This is a genomic window from Mucilaginibacter achroorhodeus (assembly GCF_007846095.1).
Lineage (GTDB): Bacteria > Bacteroidota > Bacteroidia > Sphingobacteriales > Sphingobacteriaceae > Mucilaginibacter > Mucilaginibacter achroorhodeus.
The window spans coordinates 275,816-292,394 of record NZ_VOEI01000005.1 but is presented as its reverse complement, the minus strand read 5'-3'; the positions used below and the strand labels follow the sequence as shown (position 1 = coordinate 292,394).

Annotated in this window: 13 protein-coding genes; 9 read left to right on the top strand and 4 right to left on the bottom strand. The window is 41.6% G+C overall.

Translation table 11 applies throughout. The features are described 5' to 3' along the window. Nucleotides 1-42: 42 nt before the first annotated feature. From galE to FPZ42_RS14970, 3 genes are read left to right on the top strand one after another with little or no spacing between them, the layout of a single operon-like run. The gene (gene galE, locus FPZ42_RS14980; RefSeq protein WP_146272528.1) at nt 43-1,062 is read left to right on the top strand and encodes a UDP-glucose 4-epimerase GalE; all 1,020 of its coding nucleotides are present in this window, start codon (nt 43-45) and stop codon (nt 1,060-1,062) included. Nucleotides 1,063-1,067: 5 nt separating this feature from the next. After that, nucleotides 1,068-2,132, top strand: coding sequence for a dTDP-glucose 4,6-dehydratase (gene rfbB / locus FPZ42_RS14975; protein WP_146272526.1), 1,065 nt, complete (start codon nt 1,068-1,070; stop codon nt 2,130-2,132). A gap of 3 nt (nt 2,133-2,135) precedes the next feature. After that, complete coding sequence (locus FPZ42_RS14970) at nt 2,136-2,882, top strand: tyrosine-protein phosphatase (protein ID WP_146272524.1); 747 nt, start codon at nt 2,136-2,138, stop codon at nt 2,880-2,882. Between the two features lie 56 nt (nt 2,883-2,938). Here the strand turns inward: FPZ42_RS14970 and FPZ42_RS14965 are convergent, their stop codons facing one another. Then, nucleotides 2,939-4,180: an ABC transporter permease gene (locus tag FPZ42_RS14965; protein WP_146272522.1), complete on the bottom strand. Its 1,242-nt coding sequence runs from the start codon at nt 4,178-4,180 to the stop codon at nt 2,939-2,941. Between the two features lie 130 nt (nt 4,181-4,310). Here FPZ42_RS14965 and FPZ42_RS14960 point away from each other — a divergent pair, with 130 nt between their 5' ends. Next, on the top strand, nt 4,311-5,159 hold the full coding sequence (locus tag FPZ42_RS14960) for a TlpA family protein disulfide reductase (protein ID WP_146272521.1): 849 nt from the start codon (nt 4,311-4,313) through the stop codon (nt 5,157-5,159). Between the two features lie 49 nt (nt 5,160-5,208). Here FPZ42_RS14960 and FPZ42_RS14955 read toward each other — a convergent pair whose 3' ends face one another. After that, nucleotides 5,209-5,562, bottom strand: a complete 354-nt coding sequence (locus FPZ42_RS14955) for a HesB/IscA family protein (protein ID WP_146272519.1) — start codon at nt 5,560-5,562, stop codon at nt 5,209-5,211. A 91-nt stretch (nt 5,563-5,653) separates the two neighbouring features. On the opposite strand from FPZ42_RS14955, the gene FPZ42_RS14950 reads away from it, so the two are divergent. The 3 genes from FPZ42_RS14950 to dnaA all read left to right on the top strand — a co-directional run bounded on the left by FPZ42_RS14950 (nt 5,654) and on the right by dnaA (nt 9,501). Further along, nucleotides 5,654-6,184, top strand: a complete 531-nt coding sequence (locus FPZ42_RS14950) for a DUF7935 family protein (protein ID WP_146272517.1) — start codon at nt 5,654-5,656, stop codon at nt 6,182-6,184. Between the two features lie 6 nt (nt 6,185-6,190). Then, entirely contained in the window at nt 6,191-7,738 is a 1,548-nt protein-coding gene (locus tag FPZ42_RS14945) for an acyl-CoA mutase large subunit family protein (RefSeq protein WP_146272515.1), read from the top strand. A 335-nt stretch (nt 7,739-8,073) separates the two neighbouring features. Beyond that, nucleotides 8,074-9,501 (top strand): chromosomal replication initiator protein DnaA, encoded by a 1,428-nt coding sequence (gene dnaA / locus FPZ42_RS14940; protein WP_146272513.1) that lies wholly within the window; start codon nt 8,074-8,076, stop codon nt 9,499-9,501. 142 nt (nt 9,502-9,643) lie between these two features. Here dnaA and ettA read toward each other — a convergent pair whose 3' ends face one another. Continuing rightward, nucleotides 9,644-11,326, bottom strand: a complete 1,683-nt coding sequence (gene ettA / locus FPZ42_RS14935; protein ID WP_146272511.1) for an energy-dependent translational throttle protein EttA — start codon at nt 11,324-11,326, stop codon at nt 9,644-9,646. Between the two features lie 134 nt (nt 11,327-11,460). Here ettA and FPZ42_RS14930 point away from each other — a divergent pair, with 134 nt between their 5' ends. Both FPZ42_RS14930 and FPZ42_RS14925 read left to right on the top strand, forming a co-directional pair. Beyond that, nucleotides 11,461-12,333, top strand: a complete 873-nt coding sequence (locus FPZ42_RS14930; protein ID WP_146272509.1) for an FkbM family methyltransferase — start codon at nt 11,461-11,463, stop codon at nt 12,331-12,333. 449 nt (nt 12,334-12,782) lie between these two features. Beyond that, nucleotides 12,783-15,317, top strand: a complete 2,535-nt coding sequence (locus FPZ42_RS14925) for an ATP-dependent Clp protease ATP-binding subunit (RefSeq protein ID WP_146272507.1) — start codon at nt 12,783-12,785, stop codon at nt 15,315-15,317. Between the two features lie 85 nt (nt 15,318-15,402). Here FPZ42_RS14925 and FPZ42_RS14920 read toward each other — a convergent pair whose 3' ends face one another. Then, nucleotides 15,403-16,575 carry a carboxypeptidase-like regulatory domain-containing protein gene (locus FPZ42_RS14920; RefSeq protein ID WP_146272505.1) on the bottom strand — a complete coding sequence of 391 codons (1,173 nt, stop codon included), beginning with the start codon at nt 16,573-16,575 and terminating at the stop codon, nt 15,403-15,405. Nucleotides 16,576-16,579 lie beyond the last annotated feature (4 nt).

Genomic DNA, 16,579 nt, shown 5'->3' with positions numbered 1-16,579 from the left:
AATTAGCTGTACATTTACCGCTCCCTAAACACGCCTTTACATATGAAAATATTAGTTACCGGGGGATTGGGCTTTATTGGCTCGCACACCGTTGTAGAGTTGGTTAATGCCGGTTATGATCCGGTTATTGTTGATGACCTTTCTAACTCAGACATTAAGATACTTGACCAGTTGGCTAAAATTATAGGTTTTACACCTAAATTTTACCAACTTAATTTGTGTGACGAAGCAGCGGTAAAACAACTCGCTGCTGATGAAGCAGACATTACCGGCATCATTCACTTTGCTGCATCAAAAGCAGTTGGCGAATCGGTACAAAATCCTCTGAAATATTATTACAACAACTTTTACTCGTTAATAAACCTGTTAAGGGTTTACGAAGGTAAAAAACTAAACTTTGTATTTTCATCAAGCTGTACTGTGTATGGCCAGCCCGATGTTTTACCGGTTACAGAAGATGCACCTGTTAAAGCAGCCGAATCTCCATACGGTAATACCAAACAAATTGCAGAGGAGATATTAAAAGATGTTGTGAAATCGGGAAGTACATTTAATATAACGGCTTTGCGTTATTTTAACCCGGTTGGCGCTCATGAAACGGCATTAATAGGCGAACTTCCTATAGGCGTACCACAAAACCTGGTGCCATTTATTACCCAGACGGCGATAGGCAAACGTGAAAAGATCACGGTTTTTGGCAACGACTATAATACGCCCGATGGCAGCTGTATACGCGATTACATACATGTGGTAGATCTTGCCAAAGCACACGTGGCAGCTATTAAACTAATGGAGCAACCGGATTTTAAAGGATACGATGTATTTAACATTGGCACCGGCACCGGCTCAACCGTATTAGAAGTTATCAAAGCCTTTGAAGCATCAACCGGTGTTGAGCTTAATTACCAGATAGGCGCAAGGCGCGAAGGTGATATTGAAAAAGTATGGGGAGACGTTACCAAATCTGCCCAAAAGCTAAACTGGAAAGCCAACCTTGACCTTGATACGATGATGTCATCTGCCTGGGCTTGGGAACAATATATTGCAGCCAATCCGTTATAAGTAAGATGAATACACCTGCAAAAAAAATCATCATCACTGGTGGTGCCGGTTTTATAGGCTCACATGTTGTACGCCGGTTTGTTACCAACTACCCGGATTATCAGATCATCAATCTTGATAAGTTAACTTATGCCGGTAACCTTGCCAATTTAAAGGATATCGAACATTTGCCCAATTACCGGTTTGTTAAAGGTGATATTGTAGACATTGCTTTTATAAATTCTTTATTTGAGCAGGAAAAGCCTGATGCTGTGATACACCTGGCAGCCGAGTCTCACGTTGACCGTTCTATCACCAACCCACTTGAGTTTGTGATGACCAACGTTGTTGGTACCGTTAACCTGCTTAACGCAGCCAAAAACCTCTGGAAAGGCAACTACGAGAACAAGCGTTTTTACCATGTATCTACAGATGAGGTGTACGGCACGCTGGGTGAAACTGATATGTTCAGGGAAGATACTGCTTATGATCCACATTCCCCGTACTCGGCTTCTAAAGCCGGATCAGACCATTTTGTGCGTGCTTACCATGATACTTACGGTTTAAATACCGTTATATCTAATTGCTCAAATAATTATGGCTCGTATCACTTCCCTGAAAAATTGATACCGTTGGCCATTCATAACATTACGCAGAACAAACCTGTACCGGTTTATGGTAAAGGGGAGAACGTACGTGACTGGCTTTGGGTTGAAGACCATGCCCGTGCTATTGATGTGATATTTCACAAAGCAGCGGCAGGTACTACGTACAACATAGGCGGCCATAACGAGTGGAAAAACATTGATCTTATTCACCTGTTATGTAATATACTGGACCGCAAATTAGGCCGCGAACAAGGTGAGTCAGCAAAACTGATCACCTATGTGACAGACCGGGCAGGCCACGACCTGAGATATGCTATAGATGCAACCAAACTAAAAAATGAATTGGGCTGGGAACCATCCATAACTTTTGAGGAAGGATTGGAAAAAACCGTAGAATGGTATCTTGCTAACCAAAAGTGGCTTGATGATGTGACCAGCGGCCACTACCAGGACTATTATAAAGAGCAGTACGCTGACAGATAAAAGATGTTTGGATTATTTAAAAAGAAGACTAAGGAAGTAACCGCGCAAAATCCAAATTTAAACTACAGTGGAATAATGGTAGACATGCATTCGCATGTTTTGCCGGGAGTTGACGATGGAGCTCAAAATCCGCAGGAATCAATTGTTCTGATCAAAACAATGATGGCGTTTGGTATTAAAAAAATAATAGCCACGCCCCATATTATGATAGACTATTATCGTAATGAGCCTGAAAATATCAATGCTGCTCTTGAAACGCTAAAGGCTGAGTTAAAAGCACAGAACATTGATATTGAAGTGCAAGCCGCTGCTGAACATTATTTTGATGAAACTTTTGAGAAACGTATCTCAGAACGACGGGTGATGACCATGGGCGATAATTACGTACTTTTTGAATTGTCGTTTATCAATCAGCCGCCAAATGTTATTCCGGTTATCCAAAAAATGAAGGATATGGGGTACAAACCTATCCTGGCCCACCCTGAAAGGTATGGCTACATGAGCATCGAGCAAATGCAAACGATAAAAAGCTGGGGGTGCGATTTGCAATTGAATACTATATCCCTCACCGGTTATTACGGCAAACATGTGCAAAAAAAGGCAGAAGAAATGGTTGATGCACATTTAGTAGATTTTATATCAAGTGATATGCACCACCCTCGCCATGCCGCGGCCTTTGAAAAAGCATTAGGCACTGCTTATCTTAAAAAACTTTTCACAGAGCACCCATTGAAAAACAGTCTGTTATAAGACTGTTTTTGCAGAATAAAAAAGAAAGCCGCTTTGTTAAGCGGCTTTCTTTTTTATTACTCATATCTTAAAGCCTCAACCGGGTCAAGCCGTGATGCTTTCTTTGCAGGATAAAACCCTGAAGAAAGACCAATAATAGTGCATAATGCAATTGCTGAAAATAGCCAGAACCATGGCACCACAAAACTACCGCTGATATTTACTGCAATGAGGTTGCCTGCGGCCATACCTAAAATTATACCGCCTACGCCGCCCATCAGGCAAATTACTATTGCTTCTATTAAAAACTGCTTGCGTATAACCGACGGCGTGGCCCCTATCGACTTCCTCAAGCCGATCTCCCGAGTACGCTCGGTAACAGACACCAACATGATATTCATTAAGCCAATTGCTGCGCCTAACAAGGTTATGATACCGATCGCAAATCCTGCGATGGTCATGCCCGCGAGTTGGCCTGACAATTCCTGCTGAATAGAATCGCTGCGCGAGATCTCAAAATTGTCGTCCTGCCCAATTCTCACACCACGAATGTTCCGCATAAGCGAAGTGGCTTCTCCTATACTGGCATCTAACACATCAGGGCTGTTTACACTTACGGTGATAGCGTATGATACTTTTCTTGATGTATCTACCATTTGCCTTGCTTTTTGCAATGGCACAATGCAAAATTTATCGCCGCCAAAACTATTGCTTCCTTTAGGCGCCACTACGCCAATGATCCTCAATTTATTGCTGCCTAATAGGATATACTTGTTTATCGGATCCTCATCCTTAAAAAGTTTGGCTTTAACTTCGTCACCTACAATAACAACATTAGCTCCGTGTTCTAACTCTGATAATGAAAAATTGCGGCCAAATGCCAGCTTATGGCCTTTTATAGCCAAGTAATTATCGTTACTACCGGTAACCGAAATATTGGGGTTTGATTTTACACTGTTATATTTTGCTACGGCAGTACCGGTTACGCTAAGATCTACACTGGTGCGTGCAGGTAGTTTATAAATATCGAGGAACTTTTCAGCTTGTGCATAGGTAATAGCCGGGTACATTTTACGATGGCCACCGTTACCAAAACTAATACCCGAACCGCGATTTTGTACCGTAAATGAGTTGGCACCTAAACCGGCAAAGGCATCATTGGTGAACTGTTTAATACCTTCAATGGCCGTTAATATTCCTACCAGGGCCATAATACCGATAGCAATGATCAGCGCCGTTAAAGAAGTTCGCAAACGGTTGCCGCCGATGGATTGCAGTGCAATGGAAATATTTTCTTTCAGGCTGGTTTTTACTGCCATGCTATAAATATAGGAATTATGCAGTTTTGACTATCGCCTACGGTGCTTTGTTACATGCCTTTAACTTATTTACTTAAAATTATCATAATAGGCCAAAAAGTTTTAGTTTTAATGATACCAAGCCCGCATCATGAAAACTCTAAAACTACTATTTTTATTAAGCTGCCTGACTTTGGCAAGCCGAGCACAAAAGATTATCCGATCTAATGTTGATCTAAACGAACAAACAATTGTTAAGGACTCGACAGGTAAAATACTACCTTATAATTATTGGAAAGAACAACTGGCAAGCGGCAATTATTCAGTAAGGCAAACTATCACGCATGTAAAGGACGGCCGTACAAATAAGGTTAAAAAAGATACCACCGCTTTTGTGCTTACCTGGCTTGATGAGGCGGGGAGAAAAAGGCTTGCCGAATACAAAAAAAGTTTTGCGTCACAGCAATCTGAAACCGCGCAAGAACAACAGGCAACAACATCTAACACGGTTTTAAAAGCAGAGGAACCCTATCGTTACGTGCCTACCCGGTTACCTCGCACATCAGAGGGGTTTGTGAATGGAGAACCCATGGAGCCTTTCAAAGAAAGCACTATTGATGGTAAAAAAATAGATATAAAAGCACTTAAGGGTAAAATAGTAGTACTAAATTTCTGGTTCATCAATTGCCCGGCTTGCCGGGACGAGATGCCGGAGCTAAACAAAGTTGTGGCTGAATATAGCGCAGATCCCAACATAATATTTGTTGGCCTCAGCCTCGATAAGCGCTGGGAGATAAAAGATTTCTTAAAAAAGATGCCTTTTGATTTTCAGCATATTGCTGACGCCAGGTACTATGGCGATAAGTATAAAGTGAACCTTTATCCTACAACTGTTGTGATAGATAAAGAAGGCATCATCAGATTCAACTCCGTTGGTTCTGATAACACCGGTTATTGGATAAAGAAAACCATAGAAGATATTAAAGCACAGAACATGTAAAAACAACAAAGGCGCCCACAAGGCGCCTTTGTTTATCAAGATCTTTTATTTATACGGAGAATGATGTACCGCAACCGCAAGTGCTTGCCGCATTAGGATTGTTAAAGGTAAAGCCACGAGCGTTAAGGCCATCCTGAAAATCAATTTGCATACCGGCAAGGTAAAGGCCATGCGCTTTATGCATAAATACTTTTATGCCCTCGATATAATATTCCTGGTCGCCATCTTTTTTCTGATCGAAGCCCAAAACATAATTCATCCCCGAGCAGCCTCCGCCTTCAACACCTACACGCAGGCCAAAGTCGTCGGCAATTTCTTGTTGTTCTTTCAGTTTATAAAGTTCTTTTACGGCACCTTCAGTAAAAGTTACAGGGGCGGTTAAAGTTTCAGCGGTAACACTCATCTTATTTTTTATTAAACTATACAAATATAAATCTAAAATACGGATTTTTGTTCGCACCTATTATTTATGACCTCTGCCTAACAGAAACAACATGGCCGCATACAGTTATTTATTCGATATTTTAAAGTACACCGTTGCCGGCATCGGCGTGGTCTATATAGCGTTTTATCTTTTAAAACCCTATCTGGACAAATCACAGAATTTACAGGCTTTGGAGCTAAGGAAAGCAATTAGTAACCAAACGCTGCCCTTACGCTTGCAGGCGTATGAGCGCCTGGTATTGTTCATAGATAGAGTAGACCCTGCAAACATGCTGGTTCGTTTAAACGGTAACGGATACAGTGCAGTTGAGTTATACAATATCATATTAAATGAGGTACGTACAGAATATCAGCACAACGTTACCCAGCAGATATATGTAAGCACACAGGCATGGGGCGCCGTTAGGCGTATTAAAGATGATACTATAAACCTGGTTACCAATGCCACGCAAAGCCTCCCGGCAGGTGCAACCGGGCTTGATCTGGGCAAAGCCGTTCTAAACCATCTTTCTAAATTGGAGAATAGCCCATATGAGTTGGCTACCGCCATAGTACGTAAGGATATGGATAATATATTTTAACGTATCATGGCAGATAAAAAGTTTACTACCACGTCGGGCATTCAATTCAAAGAAGTTTATACCGAGCCATCGGGTATGGATGAATTGCCCGGGCAGTTCCCGTACACGCGCGGCATCCAGAAAGATATGTACCGTGGCAAGCCGTGGACCATGCGTCAGTATGCCGGTTTTTCAACAGCCGAAGAATCAAACAAGCGCTACCACTATCTGCTTAGCCAGGGAACCATGGGCCTATCAGTGGCCTTTGACCTGCCAACGCAGATAGGTTATGATAGCGACCATGCCCTATCCGAAGGTGAAGTAGGAAAAGTAGGCGTAGCGATAGATTCTTTAAAGGATATGGAGATATTGTTCGATGGCATACAGCTTAAGGATATCACTACCTCTATGACCATTAATGCAACTGCATCTATATTGTTAGCGATGTATATCGCATTGGCAAAGAGGCAGGGGGCAGATATCAAGCAGATATCGGGCACTATTCAAAACGATATATTAAAGGAGTACGCTGCGCGCGGTACCTATATCTATCCGCCAGAGCCATCCATGCGCCTGATAACCGATATTTTTGAATATTGCAGTAAGGAAGTACCTAAATGGAATACCATATCTATATCCGGCTACCACATTCGCGAAGCTGGCTCAACCGCTGTACAGGAACTTGCCTTTACGTTAGCCAATGGTAAAACTTATTTAAAGGCTGCCCTGGATAAAGGATTGGATATAAACGTGTTTGCCAAACGGCTTTCATTCTTCTTTAACTGCCATAACAACTTTTTTGAGGAGATAGCCAAATTCCGTGCGGCACGCAGGATGTGGGCCAATATTACCAAAGAACTGGGTGCTACTGATGCAGGTGCGCAAAAACTGCGTTTTCATACCCAAACAGGTGGCTCAACACTTACGGCACAACAGCCTATGAATAACATTGTTCGTGTAAGCAACCAGGCGCTTGCTGCAGTGCTGGGTGGTACCCAATCGCTGCATACCAATGGTTACGACGAGGCATTGTCTTTACCAACAGAGGCTGCCGCAAAAATAGCCCTTCGCACGCAGCAGATCATAGCATTTGAAAGCGGGGTTACAGATACCGTGGATCCGCTGGCCGGTTCTTACTTTGTGGAAGCACTAACCAATGAGTTGGAAGCAGCCGCATATGTATATATAGATAAGATAGATGCGATGGGTGGATCTGTAAAAGCTATAGAGCAGGATTATATTCAGCAGGAAATAGCTGCTGCTGCCTACGAATACCAAAATGACATTGAAAGCGGCGACCGCGTATTGGTTGGTGTTAACAAATTTACACAGCAGGAAGAAGTTGCACCGCCGGTATTCCGCATTGACGATTCTATCAGGATACAGCAAACCCAAAAACTTGAGATGTTAAAAAAGGAGCGCAATAATAACGAAGTTAAGGACGCTTTAAAAAACTTAAGCCTTGCCGCTAAGGGTACCGAAAACCTGATGCCATACATATTAACCGCAGTAGAAAGCTATGCCACACTTGGCGAAATTGCCGATGAATTGCGCAACATCTTTGGGGAATATTAACAGTTGATTATTTGCTTTTTAAGATAATACATCAACTAATAATTGACGAAATTTATCTTCAAAAACCCACAACATTTAACAACAAATAGTTGTTGAAACTCGTAAAAATGCGATAGGATAAAGTGAAGGGGTCTTTTGCCTGCCTGCATGCGAAATATAAAATAAAATATTCGTTTTTAGCTTAAAAAAGGCATTTTTTTCAAATATTTATTTCTTAAAAAAGTTCAATTTTAATTTTTTAATCCGCCTTTTTTTTGAATATTCGATGTTCCGTACTGAGCCCAAAAGCTCAAAGGTTGGGACACTGGAAATCAAGAAATTACTGATACTTCATTATGGAAAAAACTTGTACTAACGTTTGGAATAGTTGCCTTCAGATCATAAAAGATAACATACCGGCACAAAGCTTTAAAACCTGGTTTGAGCCAATCAAAGCTTTAAGGATGGAAGGAAGCGTTCTAACTATACAGGTACCAAGTTTATTCTTTTATGAATGGCTTGAGGAGCACTATGTAGGCTTGTTGCGCAAAACCATTAAAAAGCAACTGGGCGATGAAGGAAGATTAGAATACAACATTGTTGTAGAGCAGTCTTCATCTCCAAAGCCGTACACTACTAATATGCCCTCAAATGGAAATGGTGCCGAAGCTAAGAATCAGTCTATGCCGATACCTATTTCGATAAATAAAGATATTAAGAACCCGTTTGTAATACCGGGCCTTAAAAAACTTAATGTTGATCCGCAGCTTAACCGCAATTACACCTTCGAAAGCTTTGTAGAAGGCGATTGTAATCGTTTGGCGCGTTCGGCAGGTTATGCCGTAGCAGCAAAACCAGGCGGTACATCATTTAACCCGCTAATGATCTATGGCGGTGTTGGTTTGGGTAAAACCCACTTAGCGCAAGCTATTGGTAACGAAATTAAACGCACCCTGCCGGATAAATTGGTGTTATATGTAAGCTGTGAGAAATTTACCCAGCAGTTTGTTGATGCCCTTAAACATAACAACATTAATGATTTTGTGAATTTTTACCAGGCAATTGATGTATTGATCATGGATGACGTACACAACTTTGCCGGTAAAGAGAAAACGCAGGACTTCTTTTTCCATATCTTTAACCACCTTCACCAAAGCGGCAAACAACTGATCATCACTTCAGACAAAGCCCCTAAAGATCTTGCTGGTTTAGAGGAGCGCTTATTATCGCGCTTCAAATGGGGCCTATCTGCCGATCTGCAGGTTCCTGACCTGGAAACCCGCATGGCTATCCTTAAGAATAAGATCTACCAGGATGGCATAGAGCTTTCTAACGAGGTGGTTGAATACGTTGCACATAACATTGATAATAACGTGCGCGAACTGGAGGGAGCAATGGTATCACTACTGGCGCAATCAACACTTAACCGCAAAGAGATAGACTTAAACCTGGCTAAGCAAATGCTTAAGAATTTTGTAAAAAATTCTGCCAAGGAAATTTCAATGGAATATATCCAGAGCCTGGTTTGCGAATACTTTGAAGTGCCTATTGAGATGGTTAAGTCACAAACCCGTAAACGCGAGATCGTACAGGCACGTCAGATATCGATGTACCTGGCTAAGGCACATACCAAAAGCTCATTGAAGTCTATCGGCCATTTCTTCGGCGGTCGCGACCACTCTACCGTGATTTATGCCTGCCAAACAGTTGAAGATTTGATTGATACTGATAAGAAATTCAAAGGGTACGTGGCCGATATCCAAAAGAAACTAAAAATGTCCTAACCGACTATAAACCAAACAAAGCCTCGCAATCGCGGGGCTTTGTTGTTAATAAGCTACTAAAGAAAGAAGCCCGTCTGCTTTCTCAGCAACCGGGCTTATCTTTTGTCTTGATTCTTGGCTCTTGATTCTTGAATCTCAATAACTAAGCTGTCAACTTTTTATACTTTATTCTTTTAGGGGTTACGTCACCAACGCGTTTACGGTGGTTTTCTTCGTAGTCGCTGTAGTTACCTTCAAAAAAGTAAACCTGTGAGTTACCTTCAAAGGCAAGTATGTGTGTACACACGCGGTCAAGGAACCAGCGGTCGTGGCTAATGATCACGGCGCAACCGCCAAAGTTTTCAAGTGCTTCTTCTAACGAGCGCAAAGTATTTACGTCAATATCGTTTGTAGGCTCATCCAGCAGCAACACGTTTGATCCCTTGGTTAACGTAATTGCCAGGTGAACGCGGTTACGCTCACCACCCGATAATACGCCAACTTTTTTTTGTTGATCGGCCCCGTTAAAATTAAATTTCGATACATAAGCGCGAGAATTCAACGGGCGGTTACCAACCATGATATTATCGGTACCGCCGGTTACATTTTCCCAAACAGATTTATTAGGGTCAAGGTCATCGTGCATCTGGTCAACATAACCTAAAGCCACTGTATCTCCAACGCGGAAAGTACCGGCGTCCGGCTGGTCTTGCCCGGTTATCAGGCGGAACAAAGTAGTTTTACCGGCACCGTTAGGGCCAATGATGCCTACTATACCCGCAGGTGGCAGCGAGAAGCTCAGGTTCTCGAACAATACTTTATCACCGTAGGCTTTGGTAACGTTGTTTGCTTCTATCACAATGTTGCCTAAACGCGGGCCCGGAGGGATGAACAACTCCAGTTTTTCTTCGCGTTCTTTAGTTTCTTCGGATGCCAACTTTTCATAATTTGATAAACGTGCCTTTGATTTTGCATGGCGGCCTTTAGCACCCATGCGCACCCATTCCAGCTCACGTTCCAAAGTTTTTTGGCGCTTGCTTTCGCTCTTCTCTTCAGCGGCAAGGCGTTTAGCTTTTTGGTCTAACCATGAGGAATAGTTTCCTTTCCACGGGATACCCTCGCCACGATCGAGTTCAAGGATCCAGCCGGCAACGTTATCAAGAAAATAACGGTCGTGCGTTACGGCTATAACAGTGCCTTTATATTGCTGCAGGTGTTGCTCCAACCAATCTATTGATTCGGCATCTAAGTGGTTGGTAGGCTCATCTAACAATAAAACATCCGGCTCTTGCAGCAACAAACGGCATAAAGCTACGCGGCGGCGCTCACCACCGGATAGTACCGAGATCTTTGTATCAGGCTCAGGGCAGCGTAACGCATCCATTGCACGCTCAAGCTTGGTATCTAATTCCCAGGCATTGGTGGCATCAATTTTATCCTGCAGTTCGCCCTGGCGGTTCATCAGCTTATCCATTTTGTCGGCATCACTGTAATACTCTTCCAGGCCAAATTTTTCGTTTATTTCCTCGTACTCTTTCAGTAAAGCAGTTGTCTCTGCAACGCCCTCTTCAACAATTTCACGTACAGTTTTCTCAGGATCAAGCTCGGGCTCCTGACTTAGGTAACCTACGCTGTAGCCTGGCGAGAATACTACTTCGCCTATGTTAGTTTTATCAATACCGGCGATGATCTTTAACAACGACGATTTACCAGAGCCGTTTAAACCGATAACACCAATTTTGGCGCCGTAAAAAAACGACAGATATATATTTTTAAGAACTGTTTTTTGCGGCGGGTAAACCTTACTCACGCCTGCCATTGAAAAAATTATTTTTTCGTCAGCCATAAAATTTTAGATTTCTACTTAGGGAGAGCAAATATATGATTTGAAATGTGGAATGGTGGAGAAATTCATTTTAACATTATGGTTATTTGTATCTTTCAGCACAAAAAGCAAAGGCGTGTTTAGCCGATATTATAATGCTGCGCACCATCAAATTCATACTAAACCATCCATTTGCAAAAAACCACAGGTTTAAAGCATTTGCCGGCTTTATAAAGTGGCAGCTATCATCAAGAATATCCAGTAAACCTGTTGTTTACAAATTCACAAAAAACAGCAAGTTATGGGTTTGGAAAGGCCTAACAGGGGCTACGGGGAATATTTACTGCGGGCTTCATGAATTTGAAGATATGGCCTTCCTCCTTCATATGCTTAGGCCCCATGACATGTTTATGGATGTGGGTGCCAATATCGGCAGTTATACGATATTGGCTTCTGCCGAAATAGGCGCAAAAACCATAGCGGTAGAACCCGTACCGCAAACTTTTCACCATCTAAAAGAAAACATCCAGCTAAACCAGATCAGTAAACTGGTAACAGCTTTAAATATCGGGCTTGGCAGCAAAAAGGACATCTTAAAATTTACGCGGAGCTACGATACAGGCAATCATGTAGCCACTGATAATGATACTGATGTAATTGATGTAAATGTTGAAACACTTGATGGAGTTTTAACTTCCATTGTTCCCCTATTAATAAAAATCGACGTTGAGGGCTTTGAGACCGAAGTTTTAAAGGGTGGAATGAATACGCTAAGTTCCCCTGGCTTAAAAGCAATCATTATAGAGCTTAATGGTGCCGGTGTAAGTTATGGTTTTAACGATGACAATATACATGATCAATTGATCGCGTTGGGCTTTAAGGTAATGGATTACGACCCGCTCACACGAGTACTGAAATCAAGCGAGCGAAAAAGGGAACATAACACTTTATACATAAGGGATGTTGAGTTTCTAAAAGAAAGGCTAAAGAGTGCTAACCCGGTCTACGTTAAAGGCAGGCCGCTTTAAAAAAGTACTTTATTAACACCGTGTTTACATTTTTCACCCCAAATTCATCTTATAATTTGTATCTTTCAATGTAAATCGTTTGGTTTGCTAATAAGGCATAGCTGTAAGCAAATTTGATACTATGCCGTATTGTCATATGGTGATATGACTAATTGCCCGCTCAGATGCTATTCAGGATAAAATTGGTATTTATCTTAAACCATTCAAGCGATGCAACATCAAATAGTAAGTAGTTCATTCGTTTGTTACTAAGGTTGAGCCGGTTTTTTGCGGTTTTGCAAAACAATAAGGCATATAATTAAGTCTTCTTTTAAAGGTATTTATCATTCAATTGTCTGTTTGAATGCCATATCAAAAGTTGGCAATATTGTTGATGAGACTTAACAAAATCGGCTTATCTGAATAACAATCAATTTGGATAAAAGACGATCATAATCAGAAAGGTATATATGGAAGCTAAATTTTCGCCACGGGTTAAAGATGTGATACAATACAGCCGCGAGGAGGCTCTACGCCTTGGGCACGATTATATTGGAACAGAACATCTTTTGCTTGGCCTTATCCGTGATGGAGACGGTGTGGCTATTAAACTATTGAAAGGGCTAACCGTTGATACCGCTAAACTACGCCGTGCTGTTGAGGATGCTGTAAAAGGAACAATTGGCACAAATGTACATATAGGCAGTATCCCGTTAACCAAACAGGCAGAAAAGGTTTTAAAGATAACTTACCTTGAAGCTAAAATATTTAAGAGTGATGTGATAGGTACGGAGCACTTGCTGCTATCTATCCTTCGCGACGAAGACAACATCGCCTCTCAGATATTAATGCAGTTTAACGTAAACTACGAAGTGTTTAAGAGCGAAGTAGAATCGAGCAAAAACGATATTACTGATGAGATGCCTGGTTCATCAACCGGTGGTGACGACGACTTTAAAGAAGACGACTCATTTACTCAACCAAAAAAGGTATCAGATATCAAATCAAAAACACCTGTATTAGACAACTTTGGCCGCGACCTGACCAAAGCTGCCGAAGAAGGCCGTTTGGACCCTATTGTTGGTCGTGAGAAAGAGATAGAGCGTGTATCTCAGATCTTATCGCGCCGTAAAAAGAACAACCCTATTTTGATAGGTGAACCTGGTGTTGGTAAATCTGCCATTGCCGAAGGTTTGGCACTACGCATTGTGCAACGTAAGGTATCACGTGTGTTGTTTAACAAACGCGTAGTTACGCTTGACCTTGCATCCCTGGTTGCCGGTACTAAATATCGCGGGCAATTTGAGGAGCGTATGAAAGCGGTGATGAATGAATTAGAAAAATCTCCGGATGTTATTCTGTTCATTGATGAGATCCATACCATTGTTGGTGCTGGTGGAGCTTCGGGCTCGTTAGATGCATCTAACATGTTTAAACCGGCTTTGGCGCGTGGTGAGATCCAATGCATCGGTGCCACTACGTTAGACGAGTATCGCCAGTACATTGAGAAAGATGGTGCATTAGACCGCCGTTTCCAAAAGGTGATGGTAGAGCCTGCTACACCGGATGAAACTGTTGAGATACTTAACCGTATCAAAGAGAAATACGAAGAGCACCACGGTGTAACATACACTGACGAAGCTATAAACGCTTGTGTTAGCTTAACCACCCGCTACATCACAGACCGCTTTTTACCGGACAAAGCTATTGATGCTTTAGACGAAGCAGGATCACGCGTTCACTTAACGAACATCCATGTTCCACAGAACATTCTGGATATTGAAGCTAAGATAGAGCAGATCAAGATTGAGAAGAACAAAGTTGTTCGCAGCCAGAAATATGAAGAAGCAGCAAAACTGCGTGATACCGAAAAGCACTTGCTTGAAGAGCTTGACCAGGCCAAAGCTGCATGGGAAGCTGAAACCAAAGCAAAACGTTACACCGTAACCGAAGATAACGTTGCCGAAGTTGTAAGCATGATGACCGGTATACCGGTACAACGTGTTGGTCAGGCTGATAGCGCCAAGTTACTTGCCATGAACACTACCATTAGTGGTAAGATCATTGGCCAGGATGATGCTATTAAAAAACTTACCCGCGCTATACAACGTACACGCGCAGGTCTTAAAGACCCTAAGAAACCAATAGGTTCATTCATTTTCTTAGGCCCAACCGGTGTTGGTAAAACTGAACTGGCAAAAGAGCTTGCACGTTTTATGTTTGATACCGAGGATGCGTTGATTCAGATAGACATGAGCGAGTACATGGAGAAATTCGCTGTATCACGTTTAGTGGGAGCGCCTCCTGGTTACGTAGGTTATGAAGAAGGCGGACAACTTACTGAAAAAGTACGCCGCAAACCGTACGCAGTTGTATTGCTGGATGAGATCGAGAAAGCTCACCCGGATGTATTCAACATCTTGCTTCAAGTATTGGATGAAGGACAGTTGACCGACTCTTTAGGCCGCAAGGTTGATTTCAGGAATACGATCATCATCATGACATCTAATATCGGCGCACGCCAGTTAAAAGATTTTGGTCAGGGTGTTGGTTTCACAACGGCTGCTAAAACTACACAGGCAGATGCACACTCTCGTGGAGTTATTGAAAACGCTTTAAAACGCGCCTTTGCTCCTGAGTTCCTTAACCGTATTGACGACGTTATCGTATTCAACTCTTTAGGCAAAGACGAGATCTTTAAGATAATTGACATCGAGTTGGCTGCCCTTTTTGGCCGTGTTAACAGCTTGGGTTATAAAATTGAACTTACTGTAGAGGCCAAAGAGTTTATAGCCGAGAAAGGTTATGATTCGCAATTTGGTGCGAGGCCGCTTAAACGCGCCATCCAGAAATACTTGGAAGACCCAATTGCCGAAGAGATACTTAAAGGCGAAATGCACGAAGGTGACACGTTATTAGTTGACTATGATAAAGAAGCCAACGAAATAAAAGTGATAGACCAAAAAGGCGAAAACAAAGAGCCAAAAGAAGAAGAGCAGAAGTAACTGCACATTTAATCAATAACTTTGCATAAAAAGTCCGTCTGAATTTAATTTGGACGGACTTTTTTATTATTAAAACAACAACAACTTATCTTTTAGCCGTTTGCTCACGTAAAGGCGGATTATAACCTAATGGCAGTAATTCAGCAACTCTATCACGTCCCCATCTATATCGTAATGATACACCGTCAGGATTTAAAATCCTACCGTTGTAGTCAAAGAAAATGTTACTATTAATAAAATCAAAACTTCCAATCTGCCCACGATTACCATGCTCATGGTAAGCATCCAAACTGTGTGGAACACCAGGTGGGAAATAAAAAACATCTAAATCGTAAGGATAACTAATAGCATAAACGCCTCTATTACTGGTTGGATGGACGTATTTGGATGTTGTTAGTGTATCATATCTTAACATATAGTATTTAGCTGAATTACCCAATCTAATGTCGAGCATACTTTTGTAAACAGGATTATCCAATGTATCTATCTTTTTTATACAAAATGGCCTTACAACAAAATCAGAATCAGCTTTACCGGCGGTCACAACACGTAAAAAATGAGTAGGCGAACCGTAATAAATAGCACGCCTGTGCTTTTCCCATAATTCCTTTTGTTTAGGATCACCCTTAAGTTCTTCAAAGAAAGCGTAACCTTCGTAGCTTATGTTTAAAGCTATCTTGTCTAACTTAAAATTATTAAGCAGATACTTTATTTTATAACCGGTAGCTTTATTTTCTATCTCAAGAAAATCATTTGAATAACCTGTAAGTACCTGTTGATGATTTTGGAATTTTAATACTAAAATTTCGGGGTTCGATATTTCGCAATCGTTAGAAAACCCAGATGCACCCAAAAACTGTTCTTTGAACATCCGCAGTTTTCGTGATCGGTATTTATCGCTGCCGCTAACTGTCACTTCGTTCATCAAAGTAACTGTAGGGGTCATTTTAACACCGTTGATTTCAGTATTTCTGTCTATAGTGACAACTTGGTTATAACTTTTAAAACCAATAAGGCTCACTATTAATTCATACTGCCCTGATGGAATGCCCGATATCCTAAATTTCCCTTCTGCATTAGTTTTAGACCCGAGTGTGGTATTATTGAGAAATACGCTGGCATCAGGCAGAGGCTTACCATCTACTTCGTTTATCACAGATCCTTGAAGTACTGACTGAGCAAAGCTAACTAAGGGCAGTAAAAACAAAATAAAAAGTCCTAACTTTTTTTTGATCAGCTTCTGTAAATTAGATTTCATATTT

Excerpts from the sequence above, each read along its gene's own strand:
- galE (WP_146272528.1), top strand. The coding sequence starts at position 43 with ATGAAAATATTAGTTACCGGGGGATTGGGCTTTATTGGCTCGCACACC.
- FPZ42_RS14960 (WP_146272521.1), top strand. The coding sequence starts at position 4,311 with ATGAAAACTCTAAAACTACTATTTTTATTAAGCTGCCTGACTTTGGCA.
- FPZ42_RS14930 (WP_146272509.1), top strand. The coding sequence starts at position 11,461 with ATGCTGCGCACCATCAAATTCATACTAAACCATCCATTTGCAAAAAAC.
- FPZ42_RS14955 (WP_146272519.1), bottom strand. The coding sequence starts at position 5,562 with ATGAGTGTTACCGCTGAAACTTTAACCGCCCCTGTAACTTTTACTGAA.
- FPZ42_RS14950 (WP_146272517.1), top strand. The coding sequence starts at position 5,654 with ATGGCCGCATACAGTTATTTATTCGATATTTTAAAGTACACCGTTGCC.
- FPZ42_RS14920 (WP_146272505.1), bottom strand. The coding sequence starts at position 16,575 with ATGAAATCTAATTTACAGAAGCTGATCAAAAAAAAGTTAGGACTTTTT.
- rfbB (WP_146272526.1), top strand. The coding sequence starts at position 1,068 with ATGAATACACCTGCAAAAAAAATCATCATCACTGGTGGTGCCGGTTTT.
- FPZ42_RS14965 (WP_146272522.1), bottom strand. The coding sequence starts at position 4,180 with ATGGCAGTAAAAACCAGCCTGAAAGAAAATATTTCCATTGCACTGCAA.
- FPZ42_RS14925 (WP_146272507.1), top strand. The coding sequence starts at position 12,783 with ATGGAAGCTAAATTTTCGCCACGGGTTAAAGATGTGATACAATACAGC.
- ettA (WP_146272511.1), bottom strand. The coding sequence starts at position 11,326 with ATGGCTGACGAAAAAATAATTTTTTCAATGGCAGGCGTGAGTAAGGTT.
- FPZ42_RS14945 (WP_146272515.1), top strand. The coding sequence starts at position 6,191 with ATGGCAGATAAAAAGTTTACTACCACGTCGGGCATTCAATTCAAAGAA.
- dnaA (WP_146272513.1), top strand. The coding sequence starts at position 8,074 with ATGGAAAAAACTTGTACTAACGTTTGGAATAGTTGCCTTCAGATCATA.
- FPZ42_RS14970 (WP_146272524.1), top strand. The coding sequence starts at position 2,136 with ATGTTTGGATTATTTAAAAAGAAGACTAAGGAAGTAACCGCGCAAAAT.